This window comes from Mycobacterium sp. ITM-2016-00316 (assembly GCF_002968335.2).
Lineage (GTDB): Bacteria > Actinomycetota > Actinomycetes > Mycobacteriales > Mycobacteriaceae > Mycobacterium.
The window spans coordinates 3,360,861-3,380,196 of sequence record NZ_CP134398.1; the positions used below are offsets into that span (position 1 = coordinate 3,360,861).

Sequence of the window (19,336 nt, forward strand, 5' to 3'; positions counted from 1 at the left end):
GATCGAAATGCCCTCTTCGGCGGGCATTTTCGACGGTGATCGGCTACGTTTCAGTGCGACACCCCACCGTTGATCACCATCAAGGAGCCACCGTGCCGGAAACCAAGATCACCGTGATCTACGACAATCCGACAGACCCAGAGAGCTTTGAACGGGACTACCCCGCTGGCCAGTTGGAGGCCGCCCGCAGAATTCCGGGCCACATCCGTTTCGAGACATCCAAGGTGTGGGCCAAGGAAGACGGGAGCCCTACGCCCGCGTACCGCATGATCGACATGTACTACCCGGACTATGCGGCTGCGAGCGCTGCGGTGACGACACCCGAAGCGGGCGCCTTCTTCGACGAGATGGCGCGGGTCTCCACCGGAGGTGTCCGGGTGCTGTTCTCCGAAATCGACGTCGCCAAGGACTGAACGCGCGCCTCGGTGAACCCTCCGCTGCCGTCGTCGACACCCTGCGATATATTGCATTTCACAGCGGTCAGTTCCAGCGTCCGAGGAGATACCCATGGCTATCGAAGATTTTCAGCGCTATCCGCTGACGTTCGGCCCGAGCCCCGTCCATCCGTTGCGGCGCCTGAGCCAGTTCCTTGGTGGCGCGGAGATCTGGGCCAAGCGCGAGGATGTCAATGCTGGGCTGGCCTACGGCGGCAACAAGACCCGAAAGCTGGAGTACCTGATCCCGGAGGCACTCGACCAGGGCGCCGACACCCTGGTCTCGATCGGGGGCGTGCAATCCAACCACACTCGCCAGGTGGCCGCCGTCGCCGCCAGCCTGGGACTGAAAGCCGTTCTGGTGCAGGAGAAGTGGGTCGACTGGCCCGATTCCGTCAACGACAAGGTCGGCAACATCCTGCTGTCCCGCATCATGGGCGCAGACGTGCGACTCGATCCCTCCGGCTTCGGCATCGGCTTCAAGGACAGCTGGCAGAACGCCATCGAGGACGTCAAACGTGCGGGCGGCACGCCCTACCCCATCCCCGCAGGCGCCTCCGATCACCGGTTGGGCGGACTCGGCTTCGCCCATTGGGCCTACGAAGTGCAACAACAGGAACAGGACCTCGGAATCTTCTTCGACACGATCGTGGTCTGCACCGTGACCGGCTCCACCCAGGCCGGGATGATCGCGGGTTTCGCCGGCCAGGACCGGCCTCGGCGCATCATCGGTATCGACGCCTCGGCGACCCTGGAGAAGACCCGAGCCCAGGTCGAACGCATCGCCCGCAACACCGCCGAGCTCATCGGCCTCGGCCGCGACCTCCGCGATGACGAGATCACCGTTCTCGAGGGCTGGGCGGGCGAACTCTATGGCATACCGGTGCAATCCACGATCGATGCGATCACCCTGACCGGCCGACTCGAAGGCGTCATCCTCGACCCGGTCTACGAAGGCAAGTCCATGGCCGGACTGATCGACTTGGTGCAGTCCGGGCAGATCGGACCCACATCCACAGTGCTCTACGCACACCTCGGTGGGCAGCCGGCGCTGAACGCCTACAGCGGCATCTTCTGAAGGACGGGCTATCGTCGGCGTCAAGCCCCGCAACGGGCTCGGGGAATAACTCCGACGAAGGCGAGGTAGTTCGAAAAATGACGACAACCTTCCCGCTAGGCCCGTTCACGGTGAGCCGCGTCGGATTCGGGGCCATGCAGCTGCCCGGCCCGGGCGTCATCGGGCCGCCACGCGATCACGATCAGGCCATTGCCGTGCTGAAGCGGGCCGTGGAACTGGGCGTCGACCATATCGACACCGCGCAGTTCTACGGGCCCAAGGTGTCCAACGAGCTCATCCGCGAGGCCCTTCACCCCTACCCCGCGAACCTGGCGCTGGTCAGCAAGGTCGGTGCCCGTCGCAACGACGGGGGCGAGTGGATTGCCGCACAGCAACCCGACGAGTTGCGCGCCGACATCGAAGCCAACCTGCAGACCCTGGGTACCGATCGGCTTGCCGCGGTGAACCTTCGCATCCACTCCGGTGACCCCAGCAGCGTCGGCGCGGTCGAGCGCGAGCTGTTCGACCGTCAGCTGACCGCCATGATCGCCGCCCGCGACGAGGGCCTCATCGCGGGCATCGGCCTGTCCAGCGTCTCGATCGACCACCTGCGCATCGCGTTGGACCGGACCGAGATCGTCACCGTGCAGAACGCCTTCAATTTCCTCGACCGTTCATCGCAGCCTGTGCTCGACCTGTGTACCGAGCACGGGATCTCGTTCGTCCCGTTCTTCCCGCTCGGTTCTGGGTTCACCGCCGACAACCCGGTGCTCGGCAATGCCGCCGTCAGGCAGACCGCGGCCGAGCTGGGTTGTACGCCGGCCCAGATTGTGCTGGCGTGGACGCTGTCGGTCGCGCCCAACGTCCTCCTGATCCCGGGCACCTCATCGGTGGCCCACCTCGAGGAGAACATCGCGATCGCGGACATCGAGCTGCCCGAGGACTTCGCGCCGTAGCCCGGCTGTCCCTATGTTTGTCCACCGCTCCACGGGGTAATCTCTCGCCGCACCTCAGCTGAACCACGCCCGCCCGTCTCATCGGGTGATCGGGACCCACGCGCGAGGAGATCGGTGATGTCGAACGCGACGAAACGGCGCTGACGATGCCCCGCAGGCTGGTCCGCCGCGCGACGCTTCCCGCGGTGATCGTCGGGATTCTGGTCGTTGTACTCACCAGCTGTCCGGCCAATCGTGATGGCATGCCGGGACGACTGGCCGGTGCCATGGAAGACGCCACGTCGGCCGCGCGGTCCGGGGCGCTGGCGATCGATCTGTGGCAACGCGGAAGGTCCACCACCCAACTGACCGGCGTGCAACTGTCCGACGCACGCGATGAGGTGGTCAAGGGCTACGACGGTATCGCCGTCCTTCGAGCCGAAGATCCACGCGATCTGGCCCGCCAGACTCTGCTCATCCGGACGATGACCGAGGTCATCGCCACCCTCAACGACTCGAACGTGGCGGTGCGGATGCCCACGGGTGACGGCGAAACCGCCGACCTGCGGGCAGCGCTGCTCCGGGCCGCCGACACCCTGGAACGCGACTACCGCTGATGAAGAAGCTGTTCGCCGTCGCCCTGGGGGTGCTCACCGCAATCGGTGGGTTCCTCGACATCGGCGACATGGTGACCAACGCCGTGGTGGGGTCGCGCTTCGGGCTCGCGCTGGCCTGGGTGGTTCCGGTGGGCGTCATCGGCATCTGTCTCTACGCCCAGATGGCCGGTCGCGTCGCGGCTGTCAGCGGGCACGCGACCTTCGAGATCATCCGCGAACGCCTCGGCCCGCGGGTGGCCGCCGCCAACCTCGGCGCATCCTTCTTCATCAACCTGATGACCGTCACCGCCGAAATCGGCGGTGTCGCATTGGCGTTGCAGTTGGCGACCGACGTCGGTCCGCTGCTGTGGATTCCGGTCGCCGCCGCCGCCATCTGGATGGTGATCTGGCGGGTGAAGTTCACGGTGATGGAGAACGTCACCGGGATGCTCGGCCTCGGCTTGATCGTCTTCGCCGTCTGCGTGTTCTTGTTGCAACCCAACTGGGCCGATCTCTCCGACCAGGCGTTGACGCCGGCCATCCCCGACACCGAGTCGGCAGCGACGTACTGGTACTTCGCGATCGCGCTGTTCGGTGCGGCGATGACACCGTATGAGGTGTTCTTCTTCTCCTCCGGCGCCATCGAGGAGCGCTGGACGGTCAAGGATCTCGGCAAATCCCGAATCAATGTCCTGGTGGGTTTCCCCTTGGGTGGTCTGCTGTCCATCGCGATCGCGGCGTGCGCGGCGATAGTGCTGATGCCGGCTCAGATCACCGTGACGTCACTGTCGCAGATCACCATGCCGGTGGTGGAGGCCGGAGGCAAACTCGCGCTCGCGTTCGTCATCGTCGGCATCGTCGCAGCAACCTTCGGAGCCGCGCTGGAAACCACGCTGTCCTCGGGGTACACCCTGGCGCAGTACTTCGGCTGGGCGTGGGGCAAGTTCCGTCGGCCCGCCGAGGCCGCGCGGTTCCACACCGTGATGCTCGTCGCGCTCTGTGTCTGCAGCGCTGTGCTTTTCACCGGTATCGACCCCATCCTGGTCACCGAGTATTCCGTGGTGTTCTCGGCGATTGCGCTGCCGCTGACCTACCTCCCCATCCTGATCGTCGCCAATGATGCCGGCTACATGGGCGAGCATGTCAACGGCCGCATCACCAATGCGCTGGCCTCGGTCTATCTCGTCATCATCCTGGCGGCCTCGCTGGCCGCCATTCCTCTCATGATCGTCACGGGCGCCGGCCAATGACCCACGCCGACAATGCCGTGAACGGGCACGACCTACCCGACGCCCCGCAGCCCGCGGACACCCAGCTGATCGATGCCCGATTGCACCTGCTGGACCGGCAACTCATCGACGCCGACGGCGAACCGGTCGGGATCGTCGACGACCTCGAGCTCGAGGATGGGCACCTCTATGACGGGACACCGCCGACCGTCACGGCCATCCTCTCCGGGCGGGTGCTGTTCACCCGCATCTTCGGCGGGCGGCAGCCGCGAGCGCAATTGCTGAACCTGCCTTGGGAGTTGGTGGACCGGATCGGCACGTCGGTGCACCTGCGGCCCGGCGCGGACACCCGCGGCGGCCTGTGGGTCGAACACTGGCTCCGCGACCAGATCATCGGCCGCATCCCGGGAGGCAAGAATGCAGTTGAGTGAACTGCTCGGGCTGAGTGTCCACGATGCGGCCGGTCGCCGGTTGGGCACTGTCACCGATGTGCGCCTGGCACTGTCCACCGACCCGGACGGCCACCCCGGTCCTCCCTCGGTGTTCGGGCTCGTGGTGAGCCCGAGGACCGGCTCGTCATACCTCGGGTATGAGCGTTCCCAGGTCCGCAGCCCGGCCCCGCTGGCGGCGCTACTGCGCTGGCGGCACCGGGGCACCTTCGTGACCTTGTGGACCGACGTGCACGCCGTAGGCACCGACCGCATCACGGTGCGCGAAGACTATCAACGCTATTCGGCCCTGCTGCGCACGCGGTGAACAGTGCTCAGCTCACCGGCGGCACCGCGGAGGCCATCACCTTCGGTGCCCGCTCCCAAGCGCGATGCACGCCCAGCGCATTGGCCAGTGCGGCGACGAACGCCTTGTCGGCGGCCTTCGCGACTTCCACGCCGGGGCCCTTCGCCGGGATCCGGGCGGTCTTCAGGACCGCCGCACCGTCGCCCCACGCGCCGAGTGCCTTGCAGTGCCGGAATGCTTCTTGCAGCAACACCACCAGCTTGATGTCGGCACCGGCAGTCGTGCCGTCCGCCACCACCACCGCGTCGAATTCGATGGAGCGCGCCGTGGCGAAGGTGCGGTCGACGACGACTGTGCGCCGGCGTGCCTTGAGTTCTCCGCCGACCGGAGCCACCACGAGCGCCGTGGCGCCCAACCCGGACATCGCCTTCACCAGCGCCGCAACCCCGGCGAGGTCGGACCCGGAATCGGCGATGATGCCGATCTTGCGGCCATCGATGGGTCCCGGGTCGGACACGATCTGCGACAGGGCCGGTGACAGCGGTACGTCCTGCACGGGCTCGCCGGCCGGGGCGGGCAGCCCGAGCCCGGCCGCCACCTGCTGGCACAGGTCGGCGTCGACATTGGCCAGCACCTGGAGCTGACGCTCCTTGATGGACTGCTCGTAGACCTTCCCCAACTCGAACGTGAAGGCCTCGACCACATGCGCCTGCTCGATCGGGCTGAGGCTGCGGTAGAACATGGCCGGCTGCGAGAAGTGATCGTCGAACGAAACAGGCTGGGCGCGGACGGCTGTGCCCTCGATGACACGTGGTGTGTGGACGTAGCCGCCGTCCTCGACATCGGCGGGTTTCGGTTCGTCGTTGTCGATGCTGTTCGGGTGATACGGGGCCAGGCCGGTGTGGACCGCTGTCTGATGCATGCCGTCGCGCAACATGTCGTTGACCGGGCAATGCGGGCGGTTGATCGGCAACTGGGTGAAATTCGGCCCGCCCAGTCGGGTCAACTGGGTGTCCAGGTAGGAGAACAGCCGGGCCTGCATGAGCGGGTCGTTGGTGACCTCGATGCCGGGCACCAGGTTGCCGGTATGAAAGGCGACCTGCTCGGTTTCGGCAAAGTAGTTGGTGGGGTTGCGGTTCAAGGTCAGCTTGCCGATGACCTGCACCGGAACCAGTTCCTCGGGCACCAGTTTGGTCGGGTCGAGCAGGTCGATCCCCTCGAAACTGTCGGTCCCGTCGTCCGGCATGACCTGGATGCCGAGTTCGTATTCGAGAAACGCGCCTGCCTCGATGCCGTCGGCCATGTCGCGACGGTGGAAGTCCGGGTCCACCCCGGCCGCAATCTGGGCTTCCTCCCAGACCAGCGAGTGCACACCCGCGGCGGGCTTCCAATGGAATTTCGCCAAGCTGGTCTTACCGTCCGCGTTGACCAGCCGGAAGGTGTGCACGCCAAACCCTTCCATCGTCCGGTAGGAGCGCGGTATGCCGCGGTCGCTCATATTCCAGAAGACGTGATGAGTCGCCTCGGTGTGCAGCGAGACAAAGTCCCAGAACGTGTCGTGCGCCGACTGGGCCTGCGGGATCTCGCGGTCCGGATGCGGCTTTCCGGCATGGATGATGTCCGGGAACTTGATGCCGTCCTGGATGAAGAACACCGGCATGTTGTTGCCGACCAGGTCGAAGACACCCTCGGCGGTGTAGAACTTCACGGCAAATCCACGCGTGTCGCGCACCGTGTCCGCCGAGCCCCGCGAGCCGAGAACCGTCGAGAAGCGGGTGAAGACTTCAGTTTTGGTGCCGCGCTTACCCAGGAAGCCGGCCCTGGTCACCGAGGACGCGGTGCCGTAGGACTCGAATACACCGTGGGCGGCCGCGCCTCGCGCATGCACGACGCGCTCGGGGATGCGTTCGTGGTCGAAGTGGGTGATCTTCTCCCGCAGATGGAAGTCTTCGAGCAGCGTCGGTCCGCGCGATCCTGCTTTCAGCGAATGGTCGGTGTCGGGCAACCGCAGCCCCTGTGCGGTGGTCAGATACTCACCGGACTGGGCGCGGTAGTCGGGATCCGGCTGCGCGGCGCTGCCGGTCGGGCCGACGGCTTTCGCGGTGGATTGATCGGATTTGCGTGCTGGGGGCATGGCCTACTCCTGAAAACAAAAGACTGAAAACAAAAAAACGGACCGCGCCTCCTCTTCACGTGCACGCGGTTAGGGGCGGAATTACCACTGAGCCGCATACCGAAACGTCATCCGACGTTGCGTTCGCCCAGCGGATGTTTGACGCCCTTCATCGCGGGCAATCTGAGATGAGCGGTTGACGAAGGGATCTGTGATGAAGGCATCGGACCTGCTCGCGTGGCCCATGAAGCTCGGCGCGGAGGTTCGACACCGCCGTGTCTTCCATCCTGTCGGTGTCCTCGCCTCGGGGCGTATCGTGCGCACGGCCCCGGCCGGCCCTGGCCTGCCGATCGAGTCCAGTGAGGTGCTCGGCAGGGTTTCGAAGGCCATCGGCATCCCGGGCGATCTGCCCGACCTCATCGGCCTCGCATGGCGCATGCCGACACACGCCCTCACCGCGACACCGTGGGATGTGCTGATGGCGTCGACCGGCACCGGAATCCTGGCGCGCTTCGGTCTGCAACCGACACGGTCGTGGACGGACACCACCCTGTCCACCCTGATGCCGCTGCGTTACCACGACGGCTGGTGGTGGTTGAAGGCAGAACTGCAGACCAAGATGCCCGACGGACTTTCGCTCGAGCTCATCGAAGACGAAATCGACAACAGTGAAGTCATTTTCGATATCCAGCAGGCGCACGGGACCGGCCCCTTCGAACCCCTCGCCACACTGACCCTGTCCGCGACGATCCCCACCGACGACGATCACGACGTGTCCTTCGATCCCACCCGCAACACCATTCCGGGTGTCGAACTCGGTCCCCAATGGCTCACCACGCTGCGCGAGCAGGCCTATCGGCGCAGCCGCGAAGGCCGGGATGCGCCCGATGAAGCCGCGCTGGTCTGACATGAGCGGCGGACCCGACACTGCACACCGCGTGAACGGTGTGTCAGCGGTGACCGCCCTCGTGGACCTGGCCGGCGCTTCGGTGGCCGCCGGACCCATCGCGCGGCGCAAGTTGACCGTGGGCCTCCTCGAGCGGCGCCAGGCCGACCGCCGGGCGGTGCAGCGGCTGCACTCTTTGCGCCGCGAGTACGGCTCGGGCGCGGTGGAACTGGTGCTGCCCGGCAGGCGCTTCATCATTCCCCTCGATTCCGGTGACGTCGGGCAGATACTCAGGGTTCCCCGACTCCTTTCCACCCGGCGAGCTGGGAGAAACGCCGCGCTTTGGAGCAGTTCCAGCCGCACGCCGTCCTCATCAGTTGCGGACCGCTGCGTGCGCCCCGCCGGGCCCTCAACGAGGCGGCGCTGGACACCGGCCAGGAGCTGCACCACCTCGCCGCGTCGTTCGCGGGTGCGGTCGCCGAAGAGGCCGCGACCCTCGCCTCGGACTCAGTGCGCCGCGGCAGGCTCACCTCCGCAGATTTCACCACGTCATGGTGGAAGCTCGTGCGCCGCATCGTCCTCGGCCGGCAGGCACGTGACGACGACCAGATCACCGATGACCTGTGGCGGTTGCGACGCGCCGCGAATTGGTCATTCGCGGCACCTCGGCAAGCACGGCGGCGCGCCCGGTTCGAGGAGCAGATCTACCGGTACGCCGAGACGGCCGATCCAGAGAGCCTTCTCGGTGCGTTGACGGCGATACCGGTGACCGGCGACCTCGACCCCATCGGTCAGCTACCCCACTGGCTGTTCGCCTTCGACGCCGCAGGAATGGCCACCATTCGAGCGGCGGCGCTGCTGGCCACCCACCCCCAACAGCTATCCCGCTGCGAACTGACCGAACCCGATCAGCCACGGTTGCGGCCGTACTTGCGGGCCTGCGTGCAGGAATCCGTGCGGCTGTGGCCGACCACGCCGGCCCTGCTGCGGGAGACCACCGCCGACACCACCTTCGACGGGACCACATTCGAAGCGGGCGCCAGCGTGCTGATCTGCGTCCCGGCTTTTCACCGTGACACCGAAGAACTGCCGTTCGCCGATGAGTTCGTCCCCGAGATCTGGATCGACGGCCGTGCCGAGGGCTACCCGCAGCTGGTGCCGTTCAGTGCCGGGCCGGCGCAATGCCCGGGGCAGAATCTCGTGCTGTTCGTGACGAGTAGCTTCATCGCGCAACTGTTCTCCTCGCTGCACCTGGAGCTGACATCCTCGGCGCCGCTGTCGCCCGAGCGGCCACTACCGCTGACACTCAACCAGTTCGGCCTCGAATTCGGCGCCCAGCCGGTCACTGCCGCAAGTCACAGCAATTAGCCGGGCCAGCGCTCGAGAAAACCGACGAGGACATCTGCCATCGCGTCGATCCCGTCGCGGGTGATGACCTCGTAGCCGTGGGTGCTCAGCGTCGGAATACACAGCAGACCGGCACGGGCCGACAACCCGCCGGCCTTCGCGTGCGAGGAATCGGATTCGAAAGCGCCCAGCACGGCCGCCTGCGGCGTCCATCCACGCTCGGCGGCGACCGTCATCAGCGCATCGGCGACCGTCTTGTCGTACACGCACTCGGCGTCACTGTAAGCGACGATCGGCCCGCCGGAGCAGGTGGTCCCATACTCGTCTTCGGCCGGGCCGACTTCGAGGGCGATCGTGAGATCACCGGGCAGAGTCCGGCTCGCATATGATCCGCCGATCCCGCCGATCTCCTCATTGCAGGTGAACACCACATACAGATCGCCGGCCAGACTTCGGTCTGCTTCGGCCAACCAATGCACCGCGTGCAGCAACGCCGCCGCTGGAGCCCGGTCGTCCATGAAGTAGCCGCCGATGTACTCGCCGAACTCGACGAGGTTGCGCTTGCTGTGGTGCACGCAGACCCGGGTGCCGGGGTGCACCCCGGCCGCGGTCAACTCGTCGAGTGTGTGACCGGTGAACACATACACATGCAGCCAGTCCATCGCCTGATCGCCCTTATCGGGTTTCGTCTCCCAGATGCGTCGGCTCTCTTTGGTGGTGTGTTCCGAACCCAAAGTCAGCACTCCACATAGCGTTTCGCAATCCCCCAGGATGGACACCGGGCCCAGCCCGAAGTTCCCCGGATACATCGTCCCGAGTTGGGTGACGTGCAGCGAGCCATCGGGCTCAACGCGTTTGACGATCATCGACAGCTCGTCGAGGTGCGCCATCACCCGGATCGGTGACGACTCGCCTCCGCGCAGCACCCCGACCAGGTTCCCCGCGGGGTCCACCCACATATCGTCGACCATAGGCCCGAGTTCCCGGCGACATACCTCTCGTGCAGCGTCTTCCTGACCGACGGGGCCGTACGCGGTAAGCAACTCCTGCAGCAGTTCACGATTCATATCGCCGAAACCTCACGACGTCCAGACCTGCCTTACGGGGGGCCCGACTGTCATGTGTGACAGTCAAGGAACTTTCTGTCTCGTCCGGCTGCTGGGTCACTGACCCCACCCTCCTGCTCCAGGAACACTTGTCGCTCGGGGTAGCCGCACTGTCACACGGTCGGCACAGCGCGAAAGTTCGTCGAGCATCTACCGGGAAAGGCCGCGGGTGGCCGGGCCTTCGAGAAGTTCGCCATCCGCCGCGAAGCGCGACCCGTGCAGGGGGCATTCCCATGCGTGGTCGGCGTCGTTCCATGACACGATCCCCCCGAGGTGCGGACAGACCGGTGACACCGACTCCTCCTCGGATCCGTCCGGTCTGCTGACCGCCCGCAGGTGCCAGGGCGGGCCGGCCACCACGCCGTCACCCTCGCCGGGATGAGCGTCACGGACGGTGCTCGGTGTCAGCCAGCCTTTGGCCATGTTGACGCCGACCTCGGCATTGATCGTCATGGCGGTTGTCAGTCCACTCAACTCGTGGCGACTCCAGCTGGCGAACGCGGTAGCCCACTCCATTCGCCCGCCGAGGATCCGTCCCGAGAGCGCGAGCGCGGCGGCCACGCCATTGGTCATTCCCCACTTGTCGAATCCCGTTGCGACGAAGATGGAATCGGATCCGGGCAGGATGGGACCGACATAGGGCAGCTCGTCGATCGGCGAGTAGTCCTGGGCCGACCAGAAGTGGGTCTGTACGGCGCCGGGGTAGTGCAGGACGGCCCACTGCGCCAACTCCTCCACCGACTGAGCGGCCGATGGAGCGCGCCCGACGGTATGACCGGCGCCCCCGACGATGAGTTTCTCCCCGCTCCCATGGGGCGCGTAGCGCACCGAACGGGTCGGGTCATCGATGGCGAGAAACATCGGGCGGGTGATATCGCCGGGAACGTCAAAGGCCAGGCAGTACGAGCGTTTCGGGGTGAGACGCGCGAAGAACGCGCCCCGATCAAGGATCGGGACACCCGTCGCCAACACGCACTGGCTCGCGCGGATGACCACCTTTTGGGTGGCCCCGCCAGCGTTGACGCGTACGTGTATCCGCAGCGGCCCGTGACCCGACACCGACTCCACACGGGCACCGGATTGCAGTACGCCGCCATGTAACTCGAGCTCGGTAACCAGGCTGCCCAGCAGCGGCACCGGGTCGATCTGCGCCTGATCCGGCAGCCGGACCCCGCCGCAGTAGGGGAACGGGACGTCGGCGTCGGCTTCCCATCGCACGTCGAGCCCGGCCTGCCTGCCGGCGGCCAGTTCGGCCCGGGCGTCCTCGAGGCCTCCAGCAGCCTGTGCATAGCTGTACGCGTCCTCGAACTGGACCGACAGGCCGTGACTCTCGCAATAACGAAGCAGCCAGTCACGCCCCTCGGCATTGCCCGCGACATAGGCTCGCAGCAGGTCGCTCCCGTGTTTTGCGGCGATCCGGGACAACTTGCTGCCCTGCAGGAGGCTGACCTTGCCGGTGGTGTTGCCCGTTGTTCCTGCGCCCGCGTGACGCGCCTCCACGACGATGACGCGTTTACCTGCACGGGCCAGCAACACCGCCGTCGTCAGACCGGTCAGGCCGGCCCCGACGACCACTACGTCATAGGTGAGTTCCTCGGGGACACCGGGTGTACCGCGGGACTGTTCGTTGCGTCCATCGAGCCAGAGTGAGGGCATATCTGTTTGTTTCCCCTCAACAGTGTGGCCAAACCTGCCCCGCGCCGGCACGAGGTGATCAGTTCGTTTGATGGCCGCCGTGCCATTGCGTAACACGAATCAGAGTGGGTAATCAGGCCTACACAGACTGCCAACAGGAGGTGCAAAACAGATGCGATATGAACTGGGACCAGAAAGCGCTTTTTCCGGTGTTGACGATTCCTTGGCCCGGGCACGCACGCTGCATCTCGCCGAGGGCATTCTGATCGGTCTGCGCCGGTGCTCACCCGAGCAGGCGATTGCCGAACTGGTCGCTGCGGGACGCGCTGCCGGCCTTTCGACTTTCGCACTGGCCAGGGGCTTGGTCGTCGCCGCCGGCGGCCACGACAGCACGGATCCAGACCCCGCCTCCCGGGTGGCCGAACAAAAGTGGGGAACGTTGTTTCCCCCACCGGGAGGCCCCGGGCCCATCCCGGCGACAGGGGTGTCGACCACCCTAAACACGAACACGGCCTGACCCGGCCAGGAAGAGAGTCAAGATGGGATTCCCTGAACAGCAACAGGTTCCGCCCGGCATTCAGTCAGAAATGTCGCCCGTGCCGGATTGCGGCGAGGACAGCTACCGAGGCTCGCGGAGGCTGACCGGCAAACGCACGCTGATCACCGGCGGCGACAGCGGCATCGGCCGCGCTGCGGCGATCGCCTTTGCGCGCGAGGGTGCCGACGTCGCCATCGCGTACCTCAACGAACACGACGATGCCAAACAGGTGCATCAGCACATCGAGAATGCCGGCCAACGCGCCATTTCGATTGCCGGCGATCTGTCCGACCCTGGGCATTGCCGTGCGGTGATCGACACCGTCGTTCAGGAATGGGGCGGACTCGATGTGCTGGTGATCAATGCGGCATATCAGATGACGCACGACAACCTTCAGGAGATCAGCGACGAAGAGTGGGACTACACGTTCAAGCTCAACATCGGCGCCTTCTTCTACCTCGCCAAGGCCGCCGCCCCGCACATGCCGGCGGGCTCCTCGATCATCGCGAGTTCCTCGGTGAACTCCGATTCGCCCAATCCGACGCTGGCGCCCTACGCCGCGACAAAGGCGGCGATCGCCAATTTCAGCGCCAGCTTGGCGCAACTACTCGGGCCGGATGGAATCCGCGTCAACAGCGTCGCGCCCGGCCCGATCTGGACGCCGCTGATTCCGGCGACCATGCCGCCCGAGAAGGTGGCGAAGTTCGGCGAGAACACTCCGCTGGGGCGCGCCGGGCAACCTGTCGAACTGGCTCCGGTGTACGTGCTGCTGGCCTCCGACGAGGGTAGCTACATCTCGGGGGCACGGGTGGCGGTCACCGGCGGTCGCCCCATCCTCTGATACCGCCCAGCTTCGCGGTCAGGGATTATCGACGATGCGCTGGGCGATGATGCGCACCGGCGTGTTGGTGTCCTGGGACAACTTCACCATCAGGTCGAAGGCCCGCACCGCGTCGATCTTGAAGCGTTCCATCAAGATGCCCTTGGCTTGGCCGAGCACATCGCGGCTGTGCAGTGCGGATTCGAACTGCACCTGGCGGTTCGCGGCGATCAGCGCGGTCGCGGCGTGAGTGGCCAACATCGCCCCGACGGCCTGATCGGCCGGGCTGAAGGGCCCGACGTTGCGGCTGAAGAGATTCAGCGCTCCCCGGCCGGTGATCGCGCCGCGAGTTTTGTCCGGGTGGGTGTACAGGTGAAATGACATCATGCTTCGTATGCCGTGATCCATTGCGGCCAAGCTGAATTCGGGCCATCGTGACTCGTTGCCGAAGTCGGCGCTGTGCACCAGCGGCTCGTTGGTGATGGCTTCCAGGCAGGGCCCCTGTCCCAGTTCGACCTGGATCGTGTCGAGCTTCACGGTGATCGGCGATGTCGGCGCCAACGAACGATGACCGTCCCCGTCGATGAGCAGGATGTCGGCGAAGTCGACCTCGGGGATCAACCGCACGGCGTGGCAGGCCACGGCATCCAGAACGGGTTCCAGCTCGGTGTGGCCGGCGAAACTGGCAGCCAGGTCCGCCATCGCCGACCGGATATCGTCGGCTACCCGCGCGTCCTCAAATGTGCTCATCGCAGCCCCCTACGGTTCCCCAGTCCGAACATCCAGAATAGCCGTTGGCGAGAATCCCAGCTCAGGACCGTCGGGGTGCGATGCTGGTCGGCGGACGGAGTTGCGGTGGCGTGGTCAACAGATCATGTGCGGCCAAGTCAGCCCCGGGGGCGCGGTCGTAGGCGGCAACAATGGCGGCGGCGTGCGCACCGACCGTCACACCGTGGGCGCGAGCCAGGCGATTGAGTGTCAGCCGCCCCTCGTCGATGGTGCCGCCGAGGGCCTCGGCGACGATGCCGATCGCCGAAGCGATGGTGGCACTACCCTGCAGCACCGACGAGATCAGGTGTTCGGTGGTGCCCCGGCGGATGTCGGGCTGCGGGGCGATGGACAAGGCGAGGGCCGCGAGGTTGGCCAACGTCTGGCCCAGGTCATTGGGGCGGGCGGTACCCCAGGGATCGTCGGTGTGCACCACCAGCGCCCCCATGCGCGCACCCAGCGCCGTCACCGGAAAGGCCCGCATCCCGCGCATACCGGCCCGCAGCGCCTCCTGCCGATAATCCGGCCAACGCGTATCGCGCGATTGAGACAGGTCCGGAATCATCGTCACCGCGCCGTCGCGTGCGCTCTCGTAGGCCGGGCCCGTGGCCACGAAAGCGAGATCGGTGTCCGTGGGTTCCCGCAGCGCCTCGGCGACCACGCTGATCTCCGCGTCTCCCTCACCGTCGCCGTCATCGAGCAGCCCCACCACCGCCGAGAATGCCATGTACCCGCGGCATGCGTCGAAGGCGATGGTGCTCAGCACCGTGGGCAGATCGAAATCGGTCGTCAACATGGCGGTCAACTCGGTGATCGCCAGCCGATTGCGCGCTGCAGTCATGTCTTTGGGTCCTCCCGGCTCCATCGCGGCCATGTCAGCGCCCCGAGCCTTTGCCGGCATCGTCGTCGAGATCGCGGAACGACAGCCTCCGGCTCACGACATCGGCGGCGACTGCGACCACCGATCTTTTCTCGGCATAGGCGTGTGCACGCAATCGCGTCATTCCGTCCTGCGTGGATACTCTCAACTGGACCGCCACCATGCCGGCGGCGATGTGCACCTGCCCACGGGTGAACCGGTCATCCAGATGGGTCGATGATCCGTCATGCAAACCGACCGCCTCGATCGCTGCCTGAGTACCGCCACTGCGCTGCACCTGGCTCTGCCAGTTTGATCCCAGCCGGTCACCGAGGGCGGTGGTGCAGGTTCGCGCGGACTCCAGTTCCGATGGCGCCAACGCGCCGGGGGTGCGGCGATACAACTCCAGCACCCCCACAGGGCGTCGGGCACCGGCGACGGGAAATGCGAACACCGCGGCCACGCCGAGGGGCACCACCTCGGCGGTGAACATGGGCCAACGCCGGGCAAACTCCGAATCCTCGGTCGACGGCCACAACTCGTCGCGATCCTGCGTGTACGCCTGCAGGCAGGGGCCCTCCCCCACGGTGAATTGCAGCTCGTCGATCTGCTGTGCCAGCGCGTCGGTGGCGTGCACCAATTCGCGCACATCACCCGTCAGCACGGCCACTGCGGCGCCGTCGACACCGGTCAACCGCGCGGCGGTGTCACAGATGGTGCCCAACCCGACGAACAGCGACTCACCGTCGATGTGGAACAGATTCGACGCGGCATCGTCCGTCCCGCGGCCGGTGATCGCGCTCGATCCATCCGGCTGCGCCGGATTGCGCGATGGGTCGCCTTCCACCTCTTCACCTCTTCAGCCGGGTCCGTCGTGACATCCACTATCGTCGCGTCACCGCAGAATAACCACCACCCTCGCACGCGGTATCCCCGCCGGCGGCGGCTCGCATCAGGTGCCGACCGTCAACGGGGTTGCTCAGGCAACCACCTTGATCTGCTCCATCGTCGGATCGGCCGGGTCGGGCAGATTCATCCCGGCCTGCACCCCACTCCGGAGGTAGTCCAGCACGGCGTCGTTGAGCCGCTCCCCGGGAACCACCGCCGGAATACCGGGTGGGTACGGCGTGATCTGCTCGGCGGCGATCCGCCCGCATGCGTTCCGCAGCGGCACCATCTCGGTATTGCCGAAAAAGGCGTCCCTGGGCAAGATTTCGGTGACGAGCTCCAAGTCGCCAGGTGCAGGCAGTCTGATCTCGGCGGGCGGGTCAAAGGTGTCGGCTGCAGTTCGCCAGGCGCGCATGGCCTCGATCAACCGGTCCGTGGTGGCGCCGTCGTCGGCCATCGACAGGGTGGCCAGGATGCGCCGGTGATCGCTCATCCCGACGTCGAGATGGCAGTGTTCGCGCAGCCAGTCGGCGGCCTGATAGCCCGACGTACCCGTCTCGGACACATCCATCAGCACCTGCAGACGGTCCAGATCATGCGATGCCTGCTCGCCGAGTAGCTCGTCCTCAAGGACGCCGAGATCGCTGATCTCCGCCAGCCGCGACCGGGTCCGCTCCGCGAGCTGCAGCGCTCGTCCGAGCAGTTGGCCACCGCGCTGCACCATCTGGCGCCGCCACCCGTCCAGCGCGGCGTACACCATCACGTTTGGACTGGTGGTCATGAGCAGGTCGGCGCACGCCGAAAGCCGGTCTCGATCGATCAGGTCGCCCTGAACATGAAACACCGAACCCTGCTCGAATCCGGCGCCCATCTTGTGCACGCTCACCACGCAGACATCGGCACCGGCGTCCATCGCCCAGGTGGGGAGGTTCTCGTGAAACGGCAGATGCGCTCCCCACGCTTCGTCGACGATCAGGGGCTTGCCCTTTTCGTGGCACACCTGCGCGATACCGGAAAGATCCGCGCAAGTGCCATAGGGGCTGGGACTGACGATGAGCGCGCCGGCCGCATCCGGGTGGCGTTCCCAGGCGTCACGGACCTGCTGCGGCGAGGGCGGATGGGAAATGTGGTGCCGCGCATCCCACTGCGGGGTGATCCAGTTGGGCTGCACGCCGGAGAAGATCAGCCCGGCCACCACCGACTTGTGGCTGTCCCTGGTGACGAGCAATTCTCCGTTCCCCCCGCCGGCCACCGCCATCATGGCGGCCTTGACCGACAGCGAACTGCCGCAGGTCGAGAAGAACGCGTACTCCGCGCCGACGGCGTCGGCCATCAACGCCTCCGCGCGGGACAAGTAGCCATTGCTGGAGCGACGATCATCCAGCCCGTTGGAGGCCAACAGGTCGTTTCGGAACGGTTGATCGCCCAGCACCTCGATCACCCGCGCGTCTGCACCTCGTCCCTGTCGATGCCCCGGCGGTGTGAAGCCGTAACGGTCGGCACGCCGGTACGCGGTAATCGCGTCCAGCATCGGCGTTTCGGTCTGGTCCACTGTCATCTCCTCCCCGGGTCGTCACCGGTAGTCGTTGAAGGAGTACACCGGCGGCCAGATCCTGAAACCCCGCGTCAGAGGTCGATCACGACGGCGTCGGAGGGCTGTGCGCAGCAGACCAGAATGTTACCCGCGGCCGGCGCTTCCAGAGGCTCCGGGTCGTAGCGGACGGTGCCCGAGAGCAGCGGGGTCTCACAGTTGTGGCACACCCCGGTGCGGCAGGACCAGCGGGTCGGGACGTCACAGGTTTCGGCGAATTCCAGCAAGCTCAGGCTGGGCGGCCCCCACGGTGCCGAGAGCCCACTGCGGGCGAAGTGCACCTGCGGTCCGGGTCCGGGCGGGCCCGCGGGCAGGTGCGGGGGAATCGACGTGGCAGCGATTCCGGGCGTGAGGGCGGCGCCCGCACCGAAGACCTCGGAGTGCACCCGCGAGGGGTCCAGCCCATAGGCCTGCACACCGGCACCAAGCTCGTTCATGAACGCCGAGGGCCCGCACAGATAGGCGTCTGCGTCGCGCGGCAGACCAAGTCTCCCAATCGCTTCGCGTGACAACCGGCCGGGGTCGGTGAATTCGACGCCCTGTCTGTCGGTTGGTGTCGGACGGCTGTAGAAGATACGAGCGTGGCTGCCGGATAGTTGTTCCAGCAGGTCGCGGCTTTCCTGCGCGAACGGGTGTTCCTCGCTGCTGCGGGCAGCGTGCAGCCACCAGAGCGGACGGCCCGAGTGCGTCGCCGCGAGCCAGTGCAGCATCGAGAGCACGGGGGTGACGCCCACTCCGGCGGATAGCAGGACCAGTGGCGCGGCGCTGTCGGCGAGGAAGAAGGTGCCCCGCGGTGCGGCGACGTCCAGGAGATCACCGGACTGCACGTGACTGTGTATGTGTCCACTGGCCGAGCCGTGAGGTTCGCGTTTCACACTGATCCGGTAGTCCGTGGCCCCCGGCAGGTTGGACAGTGAGTAGTTGCGGATCAGTGGCGCACCATCCGGTTCGGGACTCAGCCGCAACGTGATCGATTGTCCAGGAAGCCATGTCGGAAGTGGCGTACCGTCCGGGTCGCTCAGCGAGAGTGAGCGCACAGTGCGGCTTTCGTCGTGGACAGCGCTGACCCGCAGGGCACGGAACCCCGTCCACGCCGGCGGCGGGCTGGTAACGCCGGTCAACCCGGCGTTGCCCGCGGATCCCGCCGAATTCTGTTCGGCCAAGCTCTGCAGGGACGTTCGCCAGCCGGGACTGAGCGCAGGAATGCGCAGTGCGCGCCGCAGGGCGTCGCGGGGATGGCCGGGCAAGTAGAGCAGTGCGTCGATCTCGGCGACCGACACCCGCTCGGGTCCGGAGCTGATCTTGACGATGTCCTGACCGGCTTCGACTTCACCTTCGGTGATCACCCGGCAGTAGAAGCCGGGACGCCCGTGCGAGACCAGCAGGGCCGCCATCCGCGGTTCGCCGATGCGCATGCCCGCGCGGTAGCAGGTGACCCGCGGCTGGGTGACCTCGAACACCGCCCCTCCGATGCGATACCGGTCTCCGATGCACACCTCGTCGTCGGGCAGCCCGTCGACGGTGAGGTTCTCCCCCAGTAGCCCCGGCACCATGTCGTCACGGCCGAACACCTTGGCCCAGTGCCGGTAGGAGTCGAGCTGGTAGACCAGGACGGCCCGGTTCTCTCCGCCGTGGCCACCCAGATCACCTTGGCCGTCGCCGTCGACGTTGAGCCGGCGCGCCATCCGCGGCCCGGTCACCGGATGCTTCCAGGCACCGGTGAAGACACGGCGCTGATTCCACTCGACAACCCTTGGCATACCGACGTTCACCGATATCAGAGTCGCCACAACGCCGCC

At 66.3% G+C, this 19,336-nt stretch carries 18 protein-coding genes; 10 read left to right on the top strand and 8 right to left on the bottom strand.

The genetic code is table 11. The features are described 5' to 3' along the window. Positions 1-92: 92 nt before the first annotated feature. From C6A86_RS16225 to C6A86_RS16255, 7 genes are all read left to right on the top strand, one after another. On the top strand, positions 93-413 hold the full coding sequence (locus C6A86_RS16225) for an EthD family reductase (RefSeq protein ID WP_199196412.1): 321 nt from the start codon (positions 93-95) through the stop codon (positions 411-413). Between the two features lie 94 nt (positions 414-507). Next, complete coding sequence (locus C6A86_RS16230) at positions 508-1,512, top strand: 1-aminocyclopropane-1-carboxylate deaminase (protein WP_105365913.1); 1,005 nt, start codon at positions 508-510, stop codon at positions 1,510-1,512. A gap of 77 nt (positions 1,513-1,589) precedes the next feature. Continuing rightward, on the top strand, positions 1,590-2,447 hold the full coding sequence (locus C6A86_RS16235; RefSeq protein ID WP_105365912.1) for an aldo/keto reductase: 858 nt from the start codon (positions 1,590-1,592) through the stop codon (positions 2,445-2,447). A 146-nt stretch (positions 2,448-2,593) separates the two neighbouring features. Next, positions 2,594-3,043, top strand: a complete 450-nt coding sequence (locus C6A86_RS16240; RefSeq protein WP_105365911.1) for a hypothetical protein — start codon at positions 2,594-2,596, stop codon at positions 3,041-3,043. Continuing rightward, the gene (locus C6A86_RS16245; protein ID WP_105365910.1) at positions 3,043-4,272 is read left to right on the top strand and encodes an NRAMP family divalent metal transporter; all 1,230 of its coding nucleotides are present in this window, start codon (positions 3,043-3,045) and stop codon (positions 4,270-4,272) included. The genes C6A86_RS16240 and C6A86_RS16245 overlap by 1 nt, the downstream gene beginning before the upstream one ends. Beyond that, the gene (locus tag C6A86_RS16250) at positions 4,269-4,682 is read left to right on the top strand and encodes a PRC-barrel domain-containing protein (RefSeq protein WP_105365909.1); all 414 of its coding nucleotides are present in this window, start codon (positions 4,269-4,271) and stop codon (positions 4,680-4,682) included. Before C6A86_RS16245 ends, C6A86_RS16250 begins: the two co-directional genes overlap by 4 nt. Beyond that, entirely contained in the window at positions 4,669-5,007 is a 339-nt protein-coding gene (locus tag C6A86_RS16255) for a PRC-barrel domain-containing protein (RefSeq protein WP_105365908.1), read from the top strand. Before C6A86_RS16250 ends, C6A86_RS16255 begins: the two co-directional genes overlap by 14 nt. 7 nt (positions 5,008-5,014) lie before the next feature. Here C6A86_RS16255 and C6A86_RS16260 read toward each other — a convergent pair whose 3' ends face one another. Beyond that, the gene (locus C6A86_RS16260) at positions 5,015-7,120 is read right to left on the bottom strand and encodes a catalase (RefSeq protein WP_105365907.1); all 2,106 of its coding nucleotides are present in this window, start codon (positions 7,118-7,120) and stop codon (positions 5,015-5,017) included. A gap of 193 nt (positions 7,121-7,313) precedes the next feature. On the opposite strand from C6A86_RS16260, the gene C6A86_RS16265 reads away from it, so the two are divergent. Further along, positions 7,314-8,006: a phosphodiesterase gene (locus tag C6A86_RS16265; RefSeq protein WP_105365906.1), complete on the top strand. Its 693-nt coding sequence runs from the start codon at positions 7,314-7,316 to the stop codon at positions 8,004-8,006. Positions 8,007-8,327: 321 nt separating this feature from the next. Then, positions 8,328-9,353, top strand: coding sequence for a cytochrome P450 (locus C6A86_RS16270; protein ID WP_311100776.1), 1,026 nt, complete (start codon positions 8,328-8,330; stop codon positions 9,351-9,353). Here the strand turns inward: C6A86_RS16270 and C6A86_RS16275 are convergent. Continuing rightward, positions 9,350-10,399 (bottom strand): M42 family metallopeptidase, encoded by a 1,050-nt coding sequence (locus C6A86_RS16275; RefSeq protein WP_105365904.1) that lies wholly within the window; start codon positions 10,397-10,399, stop codon positions 9,350-9,352. The two genes, C6A86_RS16270 and C6A86_RS16275, sit on opposite strands and share 4 nt — an antisense overlap. Positions 10,400-10,588: 189 nt before the next feature. Then, positions 10,589-12,094 (bottom strand): FAD-dependent oxidoreductase, encoded by a 1,506-nt coding sequence (locus C6A86_RS16280; RefSeq protein ID WP_105365903.1) that lies wholly within the window; start codon positions 12,092-12,094, stop codon positions 10,589-10,591. Between the two features lie 518 nt (positions 12,095-12,612). Here C6A86_RS16280 and C6A86_RS16285 point away from each other — a divergent pair. Then, entirely contained in the window at positions 12,613-13,452 is an 840-nt protein-coding gene (locus tag C6A86_RS16285) for an SDR family oxidoreductase (protein WP_105365902.1), read from the top strand. 18 nt (positions 13,453-13,470) lie between these two features. On the opposite strand, the gene C6A86_RS16290 is transcribed toward C6A86_RS16285, so the two are convergent. From C6A86_RS16290 to C6A86_RS16310, 5 genes are all read right to left on the bottom strand, one after another. Beyond that, positions 13,471-14,181: a GAF and ANTAR domain-containing protein gene (locus C6A86_RS16290; protein ID WP_233213231.1), complete on the bottom strand. Its 711-nt coding sequence runs from the start codon at positions 14,179-14,181 to the stop codon at positions 13,471-13,473. A 61-nt stretch (positions 14,182-14,242) separates the two neighbouring features. Continuing rightward, on the bottom strand, positions 14,243-15,040 hold the full coding sequence (locus tag C6A86_RS16295; protein WP_158263330.1) for a GAF domain-containing protein: 798 nt from the start codon (positions 15,038-15,040) through the stop codon (positions 14,243-14,245). A gap of 34 nt (positions 15,041-15,074) precedes the next feature. Next, complete coding sequence (locus C6A86_RS16300; RefSeq protein ID WP_105365900.1) at positions 15,075-15,905, bottom strand: GAF domain-containing protein; 831 nt, start codon at positions 15,903-15,905, stop codon at positions 15,075-15,077. A gap of 132 nt (positions 15,906-16,037) precedes the next feature. After that, positions 16,038-17,498, bottom strand: coding sequence for an aminotransferase class I/II-fold pyridoxal phosphate-dependent enzyme (locus C6A86_RS16305; protein WP_105365931.1), 1,461 nt, complete (start codon positions 17,496-17,498; stop codon positions 16,038-16,040). Positions 17,499-17,572: 74 nt separating this feature from the next. After that, positions 17,573-19,327 (bottom strand): MOSC and FAD-binding oxidoreductase domain-containing protein, encoded by a 1,755-nt coding sequence (locus C6A86_RS16310; protein WP_105365899.1) that lies wholly within the window; start codon positions 19,325-19,327, stop codon positions 17,573-17,575. Positions 19,328-19,336: the final 9 nt, after the last annotated feature.

What these genes read in the sequence shown, in the direction of transcription:
- C6A86_RS16230 (WP_105365913.1), top strand. Translation starts at nt 508, where the DNA reads ATGGCTATCGAAGATTTTCAGCGCTATCCGCTGACGTTCGGCCCGAGC.
- C6A86_RS16235 (WP_105365912.1), top strand. Translation starts at nt 1,590, where the DNA reads ATGACGACAACCTTCCCGCTAGGCCCGTTCACGGTGAGCCGCGTCGGA.
- C6A86_RS16240 (WP_105365911.1), top strand. Translation starts at nt 2,594, where the DNA reads ATGCCCCGCAGGCTGGTCCGCCGCGCGACGCTTCCCGCGGTGATCGTC.
- C6A86_RS16245 (WP_105365910.1), top strand. Translation starts at nt 3,043, where the DNA reads ATGAAGAAGCTGTTCGCCGTCGCCCTGGGGGTGCTCACCGCAATCGGT.
- C6A86_RS16250 (WP_105365909.1), top strand. Translation starts at nt 4,269, where the DNA reads ATGACCCACGCCGACAATGCCGTGAACGGGCACGACCTACCCGACGCC.
- C6A86_RS16255 (WP_105365908.1), top strand. Translation starts at nt 4,669, where the DNA reads ATGCAGTTGAGTGAACTGCTCGGGCTGAGTGTCCACGATGCGGCCGGT.
- C6A86_RS16260 (WP_105365907.1), bottom strand. Translation starts at nt 7,120, where the DNA reads ATGCCCCCAGCACGCAAATCCGATCAATCCACCGCGAAAGCCGTCGGC.
- C6A86_RS16265 (WP_105365906.1), top strand. Translation starts at nt 7,314, where the DNA reads ATGAAGGCATCGGACCTGCTCGCGTGGCCCATGAAGCTCGGCGCGGAG.
- C6A86_RS16275 (WP_105365904.1), bottom strand. Translation starts at nt 10,399, where the DNA reads ATGAATCGTGAACTGCTGCAGGAGTTGCTTACCGCGTACGGCCCCGTC.
- C6A86_RS16280 (WP_105365903.1), bottom strand. Translation starts at nt 12,094, where the DNA reads ATGCCCTCACTCTGGCTCGATGGACGCAACGAACAGTCCCGCGGTACA.
- C6A86_RS16285 (WP_105365902.1), top strand. Translation starts at nt 12,613, where the DNA reads ATGGGATTCCCTGAACAGCAACAGGTTCCGCCCGGCATTCAGTCAGAA.
- C6A86_RS16290 (WP_233213231.1), bottom strand. Translation starts at nt 14,181, where the DNA reads ATGAGCACATTTGAGGACGCGCGGGTAGCCGACGATATCCGGTCGGCG.
- C6A86_RS16295 (WP_158263330.1), bottom strand. Translation starts at nt 15,040, where the DNA reads ATGACTGCAGCGCGCAATCGGCTGGCGATCACCGAGTTGACCGCCATG.